Source organism: Allokutzneria sp. A3M-2-11 16 (assembly GCF_024213555.1).
Classification (GTDB): Bacteria; Actinomycetota; Actinomycetes; order Mycobacteriales; family Pseudonocardiaceae; genus Allokutzneria.
The window spans coordinates 1209344-1227642 of record NZ_JANAVO010000001.1 but is presented as its reverse complement, the minus strand read 5'-3'; the positions used below and the strand labels follow the sequence as shown (position 1 = coordinate 1227642).

Sequence of the window (18299 nt, the reverse complement as noted above, 5' to 3'; positions counted from 1 at the left end):
TCGTGGCCAAGCGCAAGCGCAAGGAGCAGGCCGCCAAGCCCGTCACGCCGTTCGGGAAGTTCGCCGCCTGGATGGGCCGCAAACCGCAGTGGCCGAAGGTCATCGGCTTGGTGCTGGTGATCGCCGGTCTCGCGGTCGCGCGGATCTGGGTGGTACCTGGTTACGTCACCGGGCTCGACAGGATCGTCGGCGGCAACGCGCCGCTGGCGGTCGTGTTCGGCTGGCTGCCCGGCGGTGGCGCGCTCATCGCGCTGGGCGTGTACGTGCTCTACGAGCCGTTCCTGGGTTACCGGGGCAAGGCGGTCTGGGTCGTGGTCAACACGGTCTGGCTGGCGCTCGCCCTGATGATGATGGGCGCCGGGGTGCCGCAGCGGGCGCACCCCGCGTTCGACTACGGCCTGGACGCGAGTCAGGCGGCGATACCGGGGATCATCGTGTTCGGCCCGCTGCTGATCCTCGCGGTGATGATGCTCGTCGGGCTCGTCGGGCTGTTCAGCAAGGGCGCCAAGCAGCGGTTGACCCGCAAGCGCAGCAACGAGGAGCAGGGCCAGCTGGTCGGCTGGGGTCTCGTGTTCGCCCCGCTCCTCTTCCTGGCCATCGCCCTGCTCACCGCCCTGACCTGAGTGGGTTGGACGGTCTTCAAGTACCACCGACCCCACCCAAAACCGTCTCAAACCGCCCCCAACCCGGCGTGGGTTGGGGGCGGTTTGAGACCGCTGGGGAGGGGGTTCGCCGTACTTGAAGACCGGGGAACCCGGGTGGGCCGTCGGGGTCTTTATCGTTACCGGCGGTAACACCCTCTAGTCGGCGCACGGGGTTCGGCCTAACCTCCAGTGCATGACCCAACTGGCGAGTAACAAGGGTGCCGACCTGGACTTCGACGTGATCGTCGTCGGCTCCGGGTTCGGTGGCAGCGTGGCGGCCCTGCGGCTGGTGGAGAAGGGTTACCGGGTCGCGGTGCTGGAGGCCGGGCGCCGTTTCGCCGACGACGAGTTCGCGCGCACCTCGTGGGACCTGCGGCGGTTCCTGTGGGCACCGAAGCTCGGCTGCTACGGCGTGCAGCGCATCCACCTGCTGCGCAACGTGCTCGTGCTCGCCGGAGCCGGGGTCGGCGGCGGGTCGCTGAACTACGCGAACACGCTCTACAGGCCGCTGCACCCGTTCTTCGCCGACCGGCAGTGGGCGCACATCACCGACTGGGAGGCGGAGCTCTCGCCGTTCTACGACCAGGCGAGCCGGATGCTCGGCGTGGTCACCAATCCCACGGACACCCCCTCGGACAAGGTGATCAGGAAGGTCGCCGAGGAGATGGGGGTCGGCGAGACCTACCACGCCACGCCGGTCGGGGTGTTCTTCGACGAGCCGGGCAAGCCCGCGCAGGACCCCTACTTCGGCGGGGCCGGGCCGGAGCGCACCGGCTGCACGGAGTGCGGCTCGTGCATGACGGGCTGCCGCGTCGGCGCGAAGAACACGCTGGTCAAGAACTACCTGTACCTGGCGGAGCGGGCGGGGGCGAAGGTGTTGCCGCTGACCACGGTGACCGGGTTGAGCCGGCGCACCGACGGCAGTTGGACCGTCCGCACCGAGCGCACCGGGGCCTGGCTGGACAAGCGCCGCCGGGTGCTGCGCGCGGGGCACGTGGTGCTCGCGGCGGGGACCTGGGGCACGCAGAAGCTGTTGCACAGCATGCGGGACACCGGCGCACTGCCCGAGCTCTCGCCCCGGATCGGCGAGCTGACCAGGACGAACTCCGAAGCGATCCTGGGCGCGCGGGCGGATCGCGTCGACCCGGGATCGGACTTCAGCGAGGGCGTGGCGATCACGTCGTCGTTCCACCCCGACGACCGCACGCACATCGAGCCGGTCCGCTACGGCAAGGGCAGCAACGCCATGGGGTTGTTGCAGACCCTGGCCACGGACGGCGACCTGCCGACGCCGAGGTGGAAGCAGCTGCTCGAGGAGATGGGCAGGCACCCGCTCCGGGCGCTGCGCGAGCTCTCCGTGCGGAAGTGGAGCCAGCGGACGGTGATCCTGCTGGTCATGCAGGCCCTGGACAACTCGATCACCACGCGCACCAAGCGCGCGTTCGGCAGGCGCTGGCTGACCTCCGTGCAGAACGAGGGCGCGCCGAACCCGACGTGGATCCCGCAGGGGGCGGAGGCGGCCGAGCGCGTCGCCGAGCACATCGGCGGGATCGCGGGCGGCACCTGGACGGAGATCTTCGACATCCCGCTGACCGCGCACTTCATCGGCGGCTGCGTGATCTCGGAGGACGCCGCGAGCGGGGTGATCGATCCGTACCACCGGGTGCACAACTACCCGACGCTGTCCGTCGTGGACGGTTCGGCGATCACCGCGAACCTGGGCGTGAACCCGTCGCTGACGATCACCGCCCAGGCCGAGCGGGCGATGTCGATGTGGCCGAACAAGGGCGAGGCGGACGCGCGGCCCGAGCAGGGTGCGGGCTATCGGCGGGTCAGCCCGGTGGCGCCGCGCAGGCCAGCGGTCCCGACCGCGGCACCGGGTGCGCTGCGGCTGCCCGTGGTCGAGGTGCGGCAGACCGATCCGACACGGCACGCTTCCTCCGGGTAGCGGAGTTCCCACGCGCCGTGATCGCTGGCACAGTAGTGGGGTGGCCAAGCCGTTCGCATCCAGCGCCGACACCGCGCCCAAAGCCGAGACGCTGGAGGTGCTCGCCGACGGCGTCTACGCCTTCACTTCGGAGGGCGATCCCAACGTCGGCGCGATCGAGGGTGAGGACCACGTCGTCTGCTTCGACGCCAGGGCCACGCCGGTGGCGGCGGAGGACTGGCTGACCGCGCTGCGCGAGCACACCGACAAGCCGGTGAAGCACCTGGTGCTCAGCCACTACCACGCGGTGCGCACGCTCGGCGCCAGCGCGTTCGGTGCCGCGGAGATCATCATGCACACCGAGACCCGCGCGCTGGTCGATGAGCGCGGCGAGCAGGACTGGGCCAGTGAGCACGCCAGGATGCCGAGGCTCTTCAAGGAACCCGGCTCCATCCCCGGCCTGACCTGGCCGACGATCACCTTCTCCGCGGACCTGTCGCTCGTGCTCGGCGGTGACCGGGGCGATCTGGTGCTCGGCCATGCCGGGCGCGGGCACACGAAGGGTGACGTCTTCGCCTGGCTGCCGGAGCGCAAGATCCTCTTCGCCGGAGATCTCGTGGAGTCGGAGGCGGCGCTCTACACGGGCGACGCCTACCACAAGGACTGGCTCGCGACGCTGGACACCATCGCGGCCTTGGGCGCGGAAGTTCTGGTCGGCGGCCGCGGGGCGGTCGTGCACGGCGCGGAGAACGTCGAGGCGGCGATCAACCAGACGAAGAGCTTCCTGGTGAAGCTCATCGCGGCGGTCGAGCCCGTGCACGCGGCGGGCGGGGACGTCCGGACGGCCTTCGACGCGGCGCACGAGGTGCTGGAACCGACATACGGGAAGTGGCCGATCTTCGAGCATTGCCTGCCGTTCGACGTGCAGCGCCTCTGGGACGAGCTGGACGGCGTCGAGGACCCCCGGATCTGGACCCCGGAACGCGACCGCGAGGTCTGGGCGCTGTTGCAGGACCGGGGATGAGCCAGGACGAGCCGGTAGTCGTCGTCGGGGGTGGCCCCGTCGGTCTCATCGGTGCGCTGCTGCTGGCCAGGGCGGGCGTGCCGAGCGTGGTGCTGGAGGCGCTGCCGGAGCACACGCCGGTGGGCAGCCGGTCCATCTGCATCCAGCGCGACGTGCTCGACCTGCTGGAGCGGATCGGCATCGGCGCGCGCGCCGCGCGTGAGGGCGTGACCTGGTACCTGGGGCGCACCTTCTACCGCGAGCACGAGCTGCTGACGCTGGAGCTGCCGCACCCGGAGGGCGGCGGCTTCCCGCCGTTCGTGAACCTGCCGCAGCCCGACCTGGAGCTGATGCTGCTGGAACGGGTGGCCGAGGAACCCTTGGTGGACCTGCGTTGCGGGCACCAGGTGGTCGAGGTGGACCAGGACGAGGAAGGCGTGACCGTCCGCGCCGCCACCGTCTCCAGGACCTCGGCCTCGGACGGCCTGATCACGGTGCGCGGCACGCACTGCATCGCGGCGGACGGTCCGCACTCCACGGTCCGCAGGCTGTTGCGGCTGCCCTTCCGCGGTCACTCGTTCCCGGACAAGTTCCTGATCGCCGACATCAAGGCCGATCTCGACCTGCCGCCGGAGCGCCGCTTCTTCTTCGACCCGGAGTGGAACCCCGGCCGCCAGGTGCTGGTGCACCCGCAGCCCGGCCGGGTGTGGCGGATCGACTGGCAGGTGCCGGAGGAGTTCGACCTCGCGACGGAGGACGCCAACGGCGGGTTGACCGAGCGCATCCGGAAAGTGGTGGGGGACAAGGACTTCGAGATCGTGTGGGCCTCGGCCTACCGGTTCCACCAGCGCTGCGTGCCGACGATGCGGGTCGGCCGGGTGCTGCTCGCGGGCGATGCCGCGCACGTGATGAGCCCGTTCGGCGCGCGCGGGCTCAACTCCGGCGCGCAGGACGCGGAGAACGCCGCCTGGAAGATCGCCTTCGACCGGCAGGGCTGGGCCGGGCCCGCGTTGCTGCACTCCTACAACGTGGAGCGGCGCGCGGCGGCTCAGGAAAATCTGCGCGTCACCGGCGACACCATGCGCTTCCTGGTGCCCCGCACGGCGGCCGATCGGGCCTACCGCAACGACGTGCTGCGGCGCAGCGTCGACGATCCCGGCGCGCGCAGCTGGATCGACTCCGGCAAGCTCGCCGAGCCCTACTACTACCTCGACTCGCCGCTGACCACGCCCGCGCAGCCGACCGAGGTCGCCGCGTTCCCCCGGGAACCCGGAGTGCCCCGGCCGCCGTTGCCCGGCGTGCTGTGCCCGGACGCGCCGCTGGCCGGGGGTGGCAGGCTGCGGCCGACGTTCGGTCCGGTCTTCACGCTGCTGACGCTGAACACCCCGGTCCGGCTGCCCGTCGACGGTCCGCCGGTGCAGGTGCAGTCCCTGGAGGAGGCCGACGACAACGGCGCGCTCGCGGATGCTCTTCGCGTTTCGCCGGGCTCCGCGGCGCTGGTGCGGCCGGACGGACACCTTGCCGCTCTTTTCCGGGACGGATACCTCGGCGCGGCGTTGGTCAGCGCACTGCGTCGGGCCTCCGGATGGTGAATAGTTCGCCCTGACGCCGACCTTCTCGTCGGCGCTTCTCGTTTCGCGGTCGGGTGACCGCTTTCTCGGAGGTGATCCGGGTGTCTGCCGTTGATCGTCGGAACTTTCTGCGCACCGCGGGCGGGTTCGGCGCGTTCGCGCTGTTGACAGCCTGCGGTGACGGCGGACCGGCGACCACAACGACGGCCGCGACCACGCCGACGACGGCTCCGCCGAGCACCGCGACCGCGGTCCCGCCGGACTGGGATGGCCTGAAGTCGCGGTTGAAGGGCACGCTGGCGCAGCCGGGGCAGCCCGGCTACGACGCGGCGAGACCGTTCAACACCGCGCTGGCGAAGACCTCGCCCTCGGCGGTGGCCCAGGTGCGCGGCGTCGAGGACGTGCAGACGTGCATCGAGATGGCTCGCCGCTCGCACATCCCGATCGCCGCGCGCAGCGGCGGGCACAGCTACGCCGGGTACAGCTGCCCCGACCGCGCCCTGGTGGTCGATCTCCGCACGGTGAACTCGGTCGAGGTCCGCGGCGACGGGACCGCGGAGGTCGGCGCGGGTGCCAGGCTCTCCGACGTCTACGAGGCGCTGGCCGCCAAGGGCCGTTGCCTGCCAGCGGGAACCTGCCCGACGGTCGGCATCGCCGGGCTCGCGCTCGGCGGCGGCCTCGGCGTGCTGACCCGCAAGTTCGGCCTCACCGCCGATCACATGGTGTCGGCGCGGATCGTCACCGCGGACGGGGTCAACCACACCGCGTCCGCGGACGGGGACTCCGACCTGCACTGGGCGCTGCGCGGTGGCGGCGGCGGCAACTTCGGCATCGTGACGTCCTTCGAGTTCAGCACCGAGGCGGCCCCGGGCCAGCTCACCGTGTTCCACCTGGAGTTCGCCGCGGGGTCCTCGGCCGAGGTGCTCGGGGCCTGGCAGGACTGGATCGGCGAGGCCCCCACCGAGCTGTGGGCGAACTGCGTGATCGAGGGCGGCAGCCCGCCGAGGCCCAGGGTGAGCGGGTGCTACGTCGGCGCGTCCGCGCGGGCGAACACGATGCTGACCCAGCTCGCCCGGCGTACGGGGGCGCGCGTCACCAACCGGAACGTGCAGACGATGAACTACCTCTCCGCGATGCGGCACTTCGCCGGGAGCTCAGGCAAGACGGGCTTCGTCGCGTCCTCCCGCGTGCTGGAGAAGCGGATGGACGAGCCGGGAAGCCTTGCGGCGCTGGTGAACGACCGCCCGGACATGGACCTGCTGTTCGACCCGCTCGGCGGCGCTGTGTCCACAGTGGACGCAACGGCGACGGCGTTCCCGCACCGCGGCGCGCTGGCCACGGTGCAGGTCTACGCGGACACCGAGGCGGGCCAGTTCCGTTCGGTGGCCTCGCAGGTGGACAACGCGCAGCGGGACATCGCCGAGCAGGTCGGCCGGGGCGCGTACGTGAACTACATCGACCCGGCGCAGCGGGACTGGCCGCAGGCGTACTACGGCAACAACCTCAGCCGCCTGCGCCAGGTCGCCAACACCTACGACCCGGACGGGGTCTTCGCCTTCGCCCAGGGCCTGCGCACCCGGTGATCCGCGTCCACCGATAGACGGATGGGCGGGTAGGCGCTTCGGCTGATCTCGCGGCGTCGCGTTCCGGAAAGACTTCATTTCAAGGCGGATTTTTCCGCCCAGGAATGGGGGATCACGTGAAGAAGGTTCTGAAGGCGCTGGCGGTGGCCGCCGTCATGTCGGCGGGTCTCGCGAATCCGGCGTCAGCGGCGGAGAAAGCTCCGCCGTCCGCGGCGGGATATGACCAGAACTGCGGCTGGGCGAACGGTCCCGGCAACTACAGCACGCACTGCGTGGAAGTGCGGGCGCAGGGCAAGCGTGTCGAAAGCGTGTTCGGTTTCCTCCAGTCGCACAACGCACCGGCCTGGCCGGTGCAGATCTGCGACGCGACCATCGCCGTCTGGGGCAGGACCGCGGACGGCGCGCACTGGGAGAAGACCGACCGCAACGCGGGTTGTTCGATCGGAATCCACGGAACCAAGTGGTTCCTCAACATGGATTTCATGCCGGGGTCGTTCATGTGCGGTCGAACCTCGTGGCAGGGGCACATGCCGGAGCCGACCTGCGTCCGCATTCAGCCGTGAGGGGGAGCTGTGCGAGCAATGCGTGACCTGGTTGTCGCCGCGACACTGGTGACGGCCTCGATGGGGCTGATCGGCGGCCACGCCGCGGCGGCCGAAACCGCAGCCGGTATGGAGGCTCCCGCGCCGCCGCATTGGATCAAACACCGCTCGTATTTCCCGTGGCAGCATTTCGCGTGCCAGGTCGACGGGGCCGGGGAGATCGCACTCGGACTCGCCATGGACTGGAAATGCGTGTGGACCGAGTCCGAGAACGTGTACTGGCTCCACCTTCTCGTGGAATGACGGCGATGGGCCGGGCGTGCGACGCGCCCGGCCCATCCGCTCGTTCGCTACAGCCGGATGCCGGTGAGCACCATGACCTTCTCCTCGGTGAAGTCCTCCATCGTCGAGGACACGCCCTCGCGGCCGAAACCGGAGGACTTCACACCGCCGTAGGGCATCTGGTCCGCGCGGTAGGACGGCACATCGCCGATGATCACGCCGCCCACCTCCAGCTCCGCGGCGGCGCGGAAGGCCACCTGCACGTCCCGGGTGAACACTCCGGCCTGCAAGCCGTACGCGGATGCGTTGACCTGCTTGAACGCCTCGTCGACGCCGTCGACCACGGACACGGCGAGCACCGGGCCGAAGATCTCCTCCGCCCAGACCTTGGCCTCCGATGGCACGTCGACGAGCACGGTGGGGGCCACCGTGGCGCCCTCGCGCTCACCGCCGATGAGCACCTTCGCGCCCGCCGAGGTCGCCTCGTTGATCCACTCCTCGACGCGCTCCGCGGCGGCCTCGTCGACCAGCGGGCCGACCTCCACCTCGGGGTCGTGCGGGTTGCCGGTCCGCAGCTCGCGCACCGCGTCGACCAGCCGGGCGGTGAAGTCGTCGGCGATCGAGCGGTCCACGATCACCCGCTGCACCGCGATGCAGGACTGGCCCGCCTGGTAGTTGGAGAACAGCGCGATCCGCCGCGCCGCGAAGTCCAGGTCGGTCCAGTCCCCGCAGACCACGGCCGCGCCGTTCCCACCGAGCTCCAGCACCACGTGCTTGCGCGGTGCGGCGTCCATGATCGACCAGCCGACCGGGCCGGAGCCGGTGAACGACACCACGGGCAGCCGCGGGTCGCGCACCAGCTCCATCGTGGCCTCGTTGCCGATCGGCAGCACCGAGAACGCGCCCTCGGGCAGCCTGGTCTCGGCCAGCAGCTCGCCGAGCAGCAGTGCGGTCAACGGGGTGCGCGGCGCGGGCTTGACGATCACCGGGGCGCCGACGGCGAGCGCGGGGGCGACCTTGTGCGCCACCAGGTTCAGCGGGAAGTTGAACGGCGCGATGCCGAGCACGGGCCCGCGCGGGACGCGCCGCACCATCGCCATCCGGCCCTCCGCCGCCGGATCGGTGTCCAGCCGCATCAGCTCACCGGTGAAGCGCCTGGCCTCCTCGGCCGCGAAGCGGAACGTGTTGGCCGCGCGGGCGACCTCCAACCGCGCCCACCGCAACGGTTTGCCGTTCTCCGCGGTGATCACCTCGGCGATCTCCTCGGTGCGCTCGACGAGGCGCTTCGCCACGTGCTCCAGCGCGCCCGCCCGCTCGTGCGCGGGGGTGCCGCGGAAGGCGGCCGCGACGTCGACGGCGGCGGAGACGGCCCGCTCGACCTGCTCCGCGCTCGGTACCGAGACCGACGCGACCTCGGAGCCGTCGTAGGGGTGCCGGACCACCGTCACGCCCGTGCCCATGGCGGATCGCCCGGCGATCCAGAACTGGCGCGGGACTGGGGTCACGGCGGTCATGGCGTCGTCGGCACTCATGGGCACACGGTATGCCCCGCCCGGCACCCCCAACAGGTGATCTTCCGGTCACACCGGCCGCTGCCCGATTAGGCCGGTCGGGGGGCGGGCTGAGACGATGGAGGCCCCGTCGTGCGTCCGTGACCAGGAGGTATCCCCGACGTGCCCAGCAGCAACCAGCGTCCCGTGCTCGTCGTCGACTTCGGGGCGCAGTACGCCCAGCTGATCGCGCGGCGGGTGCGCGAGGCACAGGTCTACTCCGAGGTCGTGCCGCACACGATGCCCGTCGGCGAGATGGCCGCCCGCGAGCCCGCCGCGATCGTGCTCTCCGGTGGTCCCTCCAGCGTCTACGCCGATGGCGCCCCGCAGATCGACCCGGCCCTGTTCGAGCAGGGCGTGCCCGTGTTCGGCATCTGCTACGGCTTCCAGGCCATGGCCCGCGCGCTGGACGGCGGCGTCGAGCACACCGGCACCCGCGAGTACGGCCGCACCGACCTCTCCGTCGTCGGTGACGGCGGCACGCTGCACCAGGACCTGCCCGCGGGGCACCCGGTGTGGATGAGCCACGGCGACTGCGTCACCAAGGCGCCCGAGGGCTTCGACGTCACGGCGTCCAGCGCGGGTGCCCCGGTCGCCGCTTTCGAGGACCGCGCGCGCCGCTTCGCCGGTGTGCAGTACCACCCGGAGGTCCTGCACTCCCCGCACGGCCAGGAGGTGCTGCGGCGTTTCCTGCACGACGTGGCGGGTATCCGTCCACAGTGGACTACTTCGTCCATTGTGGACGACTCGGTGGCCGCGGTGCGGGCCCAGGTCGGCGAGACCGGCAGGGCGATCTGCGGGCTCTCCGGCGGCGTGGACTCCGCCGTGGCCGCGGCCCTGGTGCACCGCGCCATCGGTGACCGGCTGACCTGCGTCTTCGTCGACCACGGCCTGTTGAGGGCCGGGGAGCGCACCCAGGTGGAGCGGGACTTCGTCGCCGCCACCGGCGTGCGCCTGGTGACCGTGGACGCCGCCGACCGCTTCCTGGGCGCGCTGGCCGGGGTGACCGACCCCGAGGAGAAGCGCAAGATCATCGGTCGCGAGTTCATCCGCGTCTTCGAGCAGGCCGCCCGCGACCTGCAGGCCGAGGCGGGGGAGTCCGGCGAGCACTTCGACTACCTGGTGCAGGGCACCCTCTACCCGGACGTGGTGGAGTCCGGCGGCGGCACCGGCGCCGCCAACATCAAGAGCCACCACAACGTCGGCGGCCTGCCGGACGACCTCAAGTTCGACCTGGTCGAGCCGCTGCGCGCGCTGTTCAAGGACGAGGTGCGCCGGGTCGGGCTCGAACTGGGCCTGCCCGAGACGATCGTGCACCGCCAGCCCTTCCCCGGGCCCGGCCTCGGCATCCGCATCATCGGCGAGGTCACCGCGCGGAACCTGGAGATCCTGCGCTCGGCGGACTCCATCGCCCGCGAGGAGCTGACCGCGGCGAACCTGGACCGCGACATCTGGCAGTGCCCGGTGGTGCTGCTGGCCGAGGTGCGCTCGGTCGGTGTCCAGGGCGACGGCCGCACCTACGGCCACCCCGTGGTGCTGCGCCCGGTCTCCAGCGAGGACGCGATGACGGCGGACTGGACCCGGCTGCCCTACGACGTCCTTGAGCGGATCTCCACCCGCATCACCAACGAGGTCGCCGACGTCAACCGAGTCGTGCTCGACGTGACCAGCAAGCCGCCGGGCACCATCGAGTGGGAGTGAGCGCGAGCCGCGGGCGGGCCTCCGGGTCCGCCCGCTAGGCGCGGAACAGGGCCGCCCAGAGGAAGGACTTCCCGAAACGGGGGGACTCCGGCGGCTCGTCGCGCATGCGCCGCAGCTCCACCTCGGTCAGGTGGGAGAAGATCCAGCGCAGGGACTCCGGTGTGTAGGCGAGGCCGCCCCGTCCGCGGGGATCGCGGTAGAACTCGCCATCGGAGATCTCCGAGCCGCCGCCGACCGCGAAGCACGCGAGGCCGAAATGCCCGCCGGGCGCGAGCGCGCGGTCGAGGAGGCTGAGGTAGCTGATCCGGCGGTGCGGCGCCAGGTGGTGGAAGCAGCCCGAGTCGTAGATCAGGTCGTACTCGCCGCTGAGGGCAAGCGCGTCGCCGCAGTGGAAGCGGACCTCGACACCCGCCTCGCGAGCCCGCTCCTCACCCCAGGCGACGGCCGAGGGGGACAGGTCCACGGCGGTCACGCTGAAGCCCGCCTCGGCGAGGTGAACGGCGTTGCGGCCGGGGCCGCACCCCAGGTCGAGCGCGCGGCCGGGCTTGATCAGGCCGCGGTCGAGGTAGGAGACGAGGTTCTCGTCGGGCTTCGCCGCGAAGAACGGCACCGGCCTTGACCGGTCCTCGTAGAAGCGGTCCCACCACGCGGAGTCGGCCTCCGGCGCGGTGAGGTCGTCCAGCAGCTTGAGCACATCGTCGACAGTGCGGATGTCGCGGTTCATTCGCCCCCTTGGACTCAAGGTCCATTTTAGTCCCAGAGGGGGCATAAGGCCAGGTCAGGCAGTATTTGATCTATGCGGAACCGCGGCGGACGAGCTCCACAGGGAGCACCTCGCGGCCGGGCGCCAGGTCCGCTCCGCCGAGGAGCTGGAACAGCCGCTGGACCATCGTGCGCATCTGCTCCGCCGAGTCCTGCTTGACCGACGTCAGCGGCGGATCGGTGTAGGGCGCGATCGTGGGCTGGTCGTCGAAGCCGACCACAGCGACGTCCTCCGGCACCCGCTTGCCCGCGGCCCGCAGCGCGTGCAGCGCGCCCACTGCCATCAGGTCGCTCGCCACGAAGACCGCGTCCAGGTCGGGCACGCGCTCCAGCAGCTCCCGCATCGCGCGCTCACCGCCCTCCTGGGTGAAGTCGCCCTGGGCCGTCCACGCCTCGGTGCGCGCGGCGTCCGCCCCGGTCGCCTCCTGCCAGCCCTGGAGCCGGTCCCGGGCGGACTGCTCGTCGGCCGGGCCGAGCACGCTGACCACGGTGCGCCTGCCCAGGCCGAGCAGGTGCTCCGTGGCCACGCGGCCGCCCGCGACGTTGTCGTTGTCCACCGCGTGCACCTCGGACTCCGGCAGCCACGGCTTGCCGCCGAAGACCGACGGCAGCGGTAGCTCCGCGATCTGCGCGGGCAGCGGGTCGTCCCGGTGCGGGGCCAGCACCAGCGCGCCGTCGACGTGCCCGCCGGAGAGGAAGCGCAGGATGCGGCCGCTGTCCTCGCCCTGGTCGGCCAGCATCAGCACCAACTGGACGTCCAAACTGGACAGCTCGGTGGCCGCGCCTCGGACGACGGTGGCGAAGTACGGGTCGGCGAAGAACTTGTTGTCCGGCTCGGAGAGCACCAGCGCGATGGCGTCGGTGCGGCGGGTGACCAGGGTGCGCGCCGCCCGGTTCGGGATGTAGCCGAGCTTGCGCACCGCGGCGTGCACGGTCTCGCGCACCTCGGGGCTCACCTTGGGGGAGGAGTTGATCACCCTGGAGACGGTCGCCCTGGAGACCCCCGCGGCGTTGGCCACGTCCTCCAGCGTCGGTCGACTGCTCCCACGCGTTGTGCTGGTCAGCTCCGTCACCCCCATCGGGCGGTCGAATTCGGGCAGCCTATGCGAAAGTGCCGCCGGTGGGTTGTACACCCATCCGACGGCACCACGCACTCTTTGTGCCCGGGTTGTTTCCAGCGGTCAGCGTTTGCGCTGCGGCCGCAGCGTGTTGATCAGCATCAACGAGCCCACCAGCACCGCGGCCCCGGCGAGCAGCCAGTTCGGCGCGATGATCTCGACGACCTCGCCCTTGGTGAAGCCGTAGACCGCCGCCCACACCGCGACCAGGCCGACCAGGAACACCACCACGCTGAAGCCCTTGCGCGAGGGCTTCTCGCCACCCCGCGCCTGCTGTTCGTCCGTCATCGGGTGACCTCCACCTTTCCGTCGGCGACCGAGGCGTACAGGGTGATCTGGCCACCGCCCGTCGTGTTGTCATCTCCCGCGCTGCGCGCGGTACGGCGCACCTTGGGGCCCCGTCCGGTCTGGTCGAGGCAGTTCACCGTGCCGCTGTCCTCGGCCGCGCAGCTCACCTCGACGTCGATGCCGTTCTTCGGCAGCGTCACGTACAGGCTGCCGTAGTCGACCCGGGCGTTGATCTGCGTCGACTCACCGGACGCCAGCGGGGGCAGCTGGCTGAGGTCCAGCCGCGCGGTCCCCCGCTGGAGGAAGAACGAGGGGTTCCCGGAGGTCCCTGCGGACGTCCCGATCTCGCTGCCCCGGCGCAGCTCCTCCCAGCTGCGCGGCGTCCAGGTCTGGGTGCCGTAGTAGTTGCTCCTGGTGTCCGTGTAGCCGTCGTACCCGAAGTTCTCCGGGTAGTCGCGCTGGTAGTCGCGCCAGCTCGCGTCGTTGGCCAGCGTGACCGTCGCCGCGATGGCCGGGACGGCCAGCAGCACCAGGCCCTTGCCGCCCCTGCGGAACGCGCCGACGAGCAGGCCCGCGGCCAGCACCGCGGTCACCGCGCCCGCGGCGACGTGGTCGGCGGCCCAGCCGTCCATCACCCCGAGGCCCATCACGCCCGCGACGATGATGCTCACGGCCACCGTGACCGCGGTGATCTTGGAGCGCGGTTGCGGCTGCGGTTCGATCTCGTCGTCGACCGGTGCCGCGGCGGGCTCGGGCAGGTCCCATGCGAACGGCGCGGCCCCGAGCGGGTCCCACGCGGGCGGGCTCTCCTGCGCGTGCTCCGCGGTCACCGGCTTCTCCTGCCCGGTGGACTGCTGGTCGGTCGTCATCGTCTCGGTCTCCTGCTGACCGGGCTTGCGCAGGGTCTCGGTGCGGAACTCGGTGCCCTGGAAGCCGTTGTCGCTGGTCATCGGGGTGCTCACCACGACGGGACCGGTCGGTGTCGGCTGCCGGTGGGTGCCGCGGTTCTTGTGCAGCACGTAGAGCCCTGCGCCGAGGGCGGCGATCATCATCGCCGACCAGACGTGCAGCGCGAGCAGCAGTCCGCTCAGCGGCAGCACCATCAGCGCGACCAGCACGGTGGCCAGCGCGGAGGTCGAGCTCGAACCCCGGCCGAGCAGCGCGCCCGCCGGGGAGCCGGTGTCGCCCTCCTGCGGGAAGAACAGGACGGCCAGCAGGTAGAGCAGGATGCCGAGGCCGCCGTAGATGGCGAACACCACGAACGCGACCCTGACCAGGACCGGATCGATGCCGTACCTGTTGCCGATGGCCGTCGCGACACCCGCGATCTTGCGGCCTCTCCTAGGACGCCGCGGGCGCGTCTTCCAGAAGTCCCGCAGCGTCTCCTCGACGCTCATGTTCCCGCCTGTCCCGTTCACGCTGACAAGAGTGCCGCCACGCGCGGCGCCCGACATCCGGGAGCACCCCTGAAATCACATCTCGGGGTTCCGGACGGGTGCTTCGGGGTTGTCCCCTGATGACCGCGCGCCCGCGCACGTGTGACCATGCCAGTGTGAATGCGCAGGTCCATAAGGGCGAGACCGCCACGGTGCCAGTTCTGCCGGGGTTCCCGCTGCCGCAGCGGCCTGGCGAACCCCCGAAGCTGTTCCGCCGACGGCGCGGCAAGGTCGTCGCCGGGGTGGCCGGTGGGGTCGCCGACCACATCGGCATGGACGTGCTGTGGGTGCGCATCGGGTTCGTCGTGCTCTCCGGCCTGCTCGGCGCGGGCGTGCTGGCCTACGCGCTGCTGTGGGTGTTCGTGCCCCAGCAGAAGCGCGCGGGCAACGAGGACTCGCCCAAGCAGCGGCAGCAGGCCATCGGCGTGATCACCATCGGCGCCGGCCTCGCCATCGCCGTGGTGTCGTTCAACAGCCAGATCAGCCCCATGCTGATGGGTGCGATCGCGGTGTCCATCGCCGGCGCGGGCATGGTCTGGCGGGAGGCCGACGACGCCCAGCGCAGGCGCTGGCGCGACGGCGCCCGCTCCGGCATCACCGGCGCGGTGCTCGGCACCGGCGGCTGGTCGGCCACGGCCAGGGTGCTCGCGGGCGTCACCCTGCTGATCGCCGGCCTCGCGACCTTCCTGACCAACACCCGCGGCATCGGCCAGCTCCAGTTCGTGCTGCTGGCGGTCGTCACCACGCTGATCGGCGTCGCGGTGCTGACCGTGCCGTGGTGGGTGCGACTGGTCCGGGACCTCAACGAGGAGCGCCGCGTCCGCATCCGCACCGAGGAGCGGGCGGAGATCGCCGCGCACCTGCACGACTCCGTGCTGCAGACCCTGGCGCTGATCCAGAAGCAGGCCGACACCGCCCGTGAGGTGCGCAGGCTCGCCCGCGGCCAGGAGCGGCAGCTGCGCGGCTGGTTGTACGGCCCGTCCGGCTACGGCGCGAAGACCCGCAAGGAGGGCGTCGGTGAGGACGGGGGCGAGGGCCCCGGCTTCGCCGCGGTGCCCGGCGGCACCCTGGCCGAGGCCGTGCCCGCGGCCTGCGGCGAGGTCGAGGACACCTTCGCGATCACCGTCCAGCAGGTCGTCGTCGGCGACTGCCCGGTGGACGAGAAGATCGGCGCGCTGGTGCAGGCGGCCCGCGAGGCCATGATCAACGCGGCCAAGCACGCCGGGGTCGGCGAGGTCAGCGTCTACGCCGAGGTCGAGGGCGATCGGGTGCACGTCTTCGTCCGGGACCGCGGCAAGGGCTTCGACCCGGCTACCGTTCCCGGGGACCGGCACGGGCTGGCCGACTCGATCCACGGCAGGATGGAGCGGCACGGGGGCTCGGTCCGGTTGCGGACCGCCCTCGGTGAGGGCACCGAGCTCCAGCTGACCATGCCGAGGAGCCCTAGCAAGGAGGCACGCGCGTGACTGAGAACGAGCAACAGCCCGAGGAGACCGCGACCCCGGCGAAGCGGACCAGTCCCGTCCGGGTGTTCCTCGTCGACGACCACGCGCTGTTCCGCACCGGGGTGAAGGCCGAGCTGGACGCGGCCAAGGACCAGGTCGAGGTGGTCGGCGAGGCCGGCTCGGTCGACGAGGCCGTCGCGGGCATCGCCCACTTCAAGCCGGACGTGGTGCTGCTGGACGTGCACATGCCGGACGGCGGCGGCGCCGAGGTGCTGCGCAGGGCCCGGCCCGCGCGGCCGGAGGTGGTCTTCCTGGCGCTGTCGGTCTCCGACGCCGCCGAGGACGTCATCGCCGTCATCCGCAACGGCGCGCGCGGCTACGTCACCAAGACGATCTCCGGCCGCGAGCTGGCCGACGCCGTGTGCCGGGTGGCCGAGGGCGACGCGGTGTTCTCGCCGCGCCTGGCCGGTTTCGTGCTGGACGCCTTCGCCGACCGCCCCGGCGCCGCGCCGATCCGCGACCCCGAGCTGGACCTGCTGACCCCGCGCGAGCGCGACGTGCTGCGGCTGCTGGCCCGCGGCTACGCGTACAAGGAGATCGCCTCGGAGCTGTTCATCTCGATCAAGACGGTCGAGACCCACGTCTCCAGCGTCCTGCGCAAGACCCAGCTGTCCAACCGCTACGAGCTCTCCCGCTGGGCCTCCGACCGCCGCCTCGTCTGACCCCGTCCCCGCCGGGCTTTCGTGCTGGATGAGTCATTGGGGCGGCTGAACGCACCGAATGACTCGTTCAGCACGCTCAACGGAACAAACGCGGCATTCGTGGTGCGGCCGGTCAGGGGCCTTCGCCGCCGCTGCCGCCCTGTTTGATGGTGCCGATCTGGACCTGGGTGCCGGTGACCACCACGGAGACCACGTAGGCGGTCGACACCGCGGTCGCGCCCTTCTTCTTGATCTTCAAGGTGAGGTGCACGGCGTCGCCGGTGACGCGCATGCCGCGCTGGATCCGCACGGACTCCACATCGGCCCACTGCGCCTGGAAGGCGGCCAGCGTCGGCCGGGTCGCCGGGGCGAAGCGCTGGTGGGCGGCGACGGTGTTGGCGGGCAGCAGCTCGTAGAACTGCCGCACGGCGTCCTTGATCAGCCGGTTCCTCGGTGTCTCCGGGGTCGTGGTGGGCTGGGACGGCTGCGTGCTCTGGTTGGGCTGCGGCGGTCCGGGCGCCGGTGGCTCGTCCTCGTCGGTGGGCACGGGGACCACGATCCCGCCGGGCAGGGTCGTCATCTTGGCGGGCGCGGTCGGCGTGCCCGTCGCGCCCGATGAGCCGCTGACCCCCGCTCCCGAGCTCGGGCCGTAGGTGATGGTCCTGGTCTGGTCGGGCGGTCCCGCGGTCGCCTCCTGCCGCTGGTTGATCACCAGCAGCGCGGTGACCAGTGCGCCGACCACCGCGGCGAAGGCGGCCGCGACCATGATCACGCCGGCCCGGCGGCGGCGCAGCGTCTTCTCCTCGACCGCCTGCGGCGAGGTCCAGTTCGGCACCGCGACGATCTTGGGCCGGGAGCCGCCCGCGATGGCCTCCAGCATCGGCAGCGCCTCGGCGGCGGTCGGCCGGGCGTTGGGGTCACGGGTGAGCAGGCAGGCGAGCAGGTCGTCGAGCTCGCCAGCGCGCTCCGGCTTGCGGACCTCGCACGCGGCGACGGCGCGCAGCAGCGCGAAGGTGTTCTCGTTGAGCCCGAACGGCGGCACGCCCTCCACCGCCGCGTACAGGGTGGAGCCGAGCGAGAAGACGTCCGACGGCATGCCCGGCTCCGCGCCGTCGGCCACCTCCGGCGCCAGGTAGGCGGGGGTGCCGGAGAGCATGCCGGTCTTGGTCAGGGTGGCGTCCCCGGTGGCCCGGGAGATGCCGAAGTCGGTGATCTTGACCGCGCCGCCCGGGCCGATCAGCACGTTGCCCGGCTTGATGTCCCGGTGCACGATCCCGGCCTCGTGCGCGGCTGCCAGCGCCGCGGCCACCTGGTAGCCGATCTTGGCGACCTCGCGCGGCTCCAGCGGCCCGCGCTCGTGCACCAGCGCGGCCAGGCTCTGCGACGGCAGGTACTCCATCACCAGCCACGGCACGCCGTGCGACTGCACCACGTCGAAGACGGTGATCGCGTTCGGGTGGTGCAGCCGGGCCGCGATCCGCCCCTCCCGCATCGCGCGCAGGGTGGCCTCCTCGGCCTCCTCCGCGTCCATGCCCGGCGGCAGCAGCAGCTGCTTCACCGCGACTGTTCGACTGAGCAGCTCGTCGGTCGCGCGCCAGACGATGCCCATCGCGCCGCTGCCGATGCGGTCCTCCAGGCGGTACCGGCCGGCGAGCGTGTGATCCGCGCCATCCACGGGGAGGGAGGCTAGAGCCTTAACAGGAAGTAAAGCGAACCATCAGACCAATCCGCGACCTACCTGTGAGC

General features: G+C 71.5%; 16 protein-coding genes. 10 read left to right on the top strand and 6 right to left on the bottom strand.

Going from position 1 to position 18299, the window contains the following annotated elements; all coding sequences use genetic code 11:
- Positions 1-2 precede the first annotated feature (2 nt).
- The 7 genes from NLX83_RS06055 (at position 3) to NLX83_RS06025 (ending at position 7573) form a co-directional block, all read left to right on the top strand.
- Positions 3-623 (top strand): hypothetical protein, encoded by a 621-nt coding sequence (locus NLX83_RS06055; RefSeq protein WP_254233870.1) that lies wholly within the window; start codon positions 3-5, stop codon positions 621-623.
- Between the two features lie 214 nt (positions 624-837).
- Positions 838-2592: an FAD-dependent oxidoreductase gene (locus NLX83_RS06050; protein ID WP_254233869.1), complete on the top strand. Its 1755-nt coding sequence runs from the start codon at positions 838-840 to the stop codon at positions 2590-2592.
- A 40-nt stretch (positions 2593-2632) separates the two neighbouring features.
- A complete protein-coding gene (locus NLX83_RS06045; RefSeq protein WP_254233868.1) occupies positions 2633-3595 on the top strand; it encodes an MBL fold metallo-hydrolase in 963 nt (320 codons plus the stop codon).
- Positions 3592-5166 carry an FAD-dependent monooxygenase gene (locus NLX83_RS06040; RefSeq protein WP_254233867.1) on the top strand — a complete coding sequence of 525 codons (1575 nt, stop codon included), beginning with the start codon at positions 3592-3594 and terminating at the stop codon, positions 5164-5166. Before NLX83_RS06045 ends, NLX83_RS06040 begins: the two co-directional genes overlap by 4 nt.
- A gap of 80 nt (positions 5167-5246) precedes the next feature.
- Positions 5247-6728 (top strand): FAD-binding oxidoreductase, encoded by a 1482-nt coding sequence (locus NLX83_RS06035; RefSeq protein WP_254233866.1) that lies wholly within the window; start codon positions 5247-5249, stop codon positions 6726-6728.
- Between the two features lie 116 nt (positions 6729-6844).
- On the top strand, positions 6845-7291 hold the full coding sequence (locus NLX83_RS06030; protein WP_254233865.1) for a hypothetical protein: 447 nt from the start codon (positions 6845-6847) through the stop codon (positions 7289-7291).
- An 18-nt stretch (positions 7292-7309) separates the two neighbouring features.
- Positions 7310-7573, top strand: a complete 264-nt coding sequence (locus tag NLX83_RS06025) for a hypothetical protein (protein WP_254233864.1) — start codon at positions 7310-7312, stop codon at positions 7571-7573.
- 47 nt (positions 7574-7620) lie between these two features.
- On the opposite strand, the gene NLX83_RS06020 is transcribed toward NLX83_RS06025, so the two are convergent.
- The gene (locus NLX83_RS06020; RefSeq protein ID WP_254236101.1) at positions 7621-9066 is read right to left on the bottom strand and encodes an aldehyde dehydrogenase family protein; all 1446 of its coding nucleotides are present in this window, start codon (positions 9064-9066) and stop codon (positions 7621-7623) included.
- Between the two features lie 159 nt (positions 9067-9225).
- Here NLX83_RS06020 and guaA point away from each other — a divergent pair, with 159 nt between their 5' ends.
- Complete coding sequence (gene guaA, locus NLX83_RS06015) at positions 9226-10803, top strand: glutamine-hydrolyzing GMP synthase (protein WP_254233863.1); 1578 nt, start codon at positions 9226-9228, stop codon at positions 10801-10803.
- 34 nt (positions 10804-10837) lie between these two features.
- On the opposite strand, the gene NLX83_RS06010 is transcribed toward guaA, so the two are convergent.
- From NLX83_RS06010 to NLX83_RS05995, 4 genes are all read right to left on the bottom strand, one after another.
- On the bottom strand, positions 10838-11527 hold the full coding sequence (locus tag NLX83_RS06010) for a class I SAM-dependent methyltransferase (RefSeq protein ID WP_254233862.1): 690 nt from the start codon (positions 11525-11527) through the stop codon (positions 10838-10840).
- A gap of 70 nt (positions 11528-11597) precedes the next feature.
- Entirely contained in the window at positions 11598-12644 is a 1047-nt protein-coding gene (locus NLX83_RS06005; protein ID WP_254233861.1) for a LacI family DNA-binding transcriptional regulator, read from the bottom strand.
- A 102-nt stretch (positions 12645-12746) separates the two neighbouring features.
- Positions 12747-12971, bottom strand: coding sequence for a hypothetical protein (locus tag NLX83_RS06000; protein ID WP_254233860.1), 225 nt, complete (start codon positions 12969-12971; stop codon positions 12747-12749).
- A complete protein-coding gene (locus tag NLX83_RS05995) occupies positions 12968-14389 on the bottom strand; it encodes a PspC domain-containing protein (RefSeq protein ID WP_254233859.1) in 1422 nt (473 codons plus the stop codon). The genes NLX83_RS06000 and NLX83_RS05995 overlap by 4 nt, the downstream gene beginning before the upstream one ends.
- 98 nt (positions 14390-14487) lie before the next feature.
- Here NLX83_RS05995 and NLX83_RS05990 point away from each other — a divergent pair, with 98 nt between their 5' ends.
- Together NLX83_RS05990 and NLX83_RS05985 are read left to right on the top strand one after the other, a co-directional pair.
- The gene (locus tag NLX83_RS05990) at positions 14488-15873 is read left to right on the top strand and encodes an ATP-binding protein (protein ID WP_374118667.1); all 1386 of its coding nucleotides are present in this window, start codon (positions 14488-14490) and stop codon (positions 15871-15873) included.
- Positions 15870-16574 carry a response regulator gene (locus NLX83_RS05985; protein WP_254233858.1) on the top strand — a complete coding sequence of 235 codons (705 nt, stop codon included), beginning with the start codon at positions 15870-15872 and terminating at the stop codon, positions 16572-16574. Before NLX83_RS05990 ends, NLX83_RS05985 begins: the two co-directional genes overlap by 4 nt.
- Before the next feature lie 112 nt (positions 16575-16686).
- Here NLX83_RS05985 and NLX83_RS05980 read toward each other — a convergent pair whose 3' ends face one another.
- Positions 16687-18228: a serine/threonine-protein kinase gene (locus tag NLX83_RS05980; RefSeq protein WP_254233857.1), complete on the bottom strand. Its 1542-nt coding sequence runs from the start codon at positions 18226-18228 to the stop codon at positions 16687-16689.
- Positions 18229-18299 lie beyond the last annotated feature (71 nt).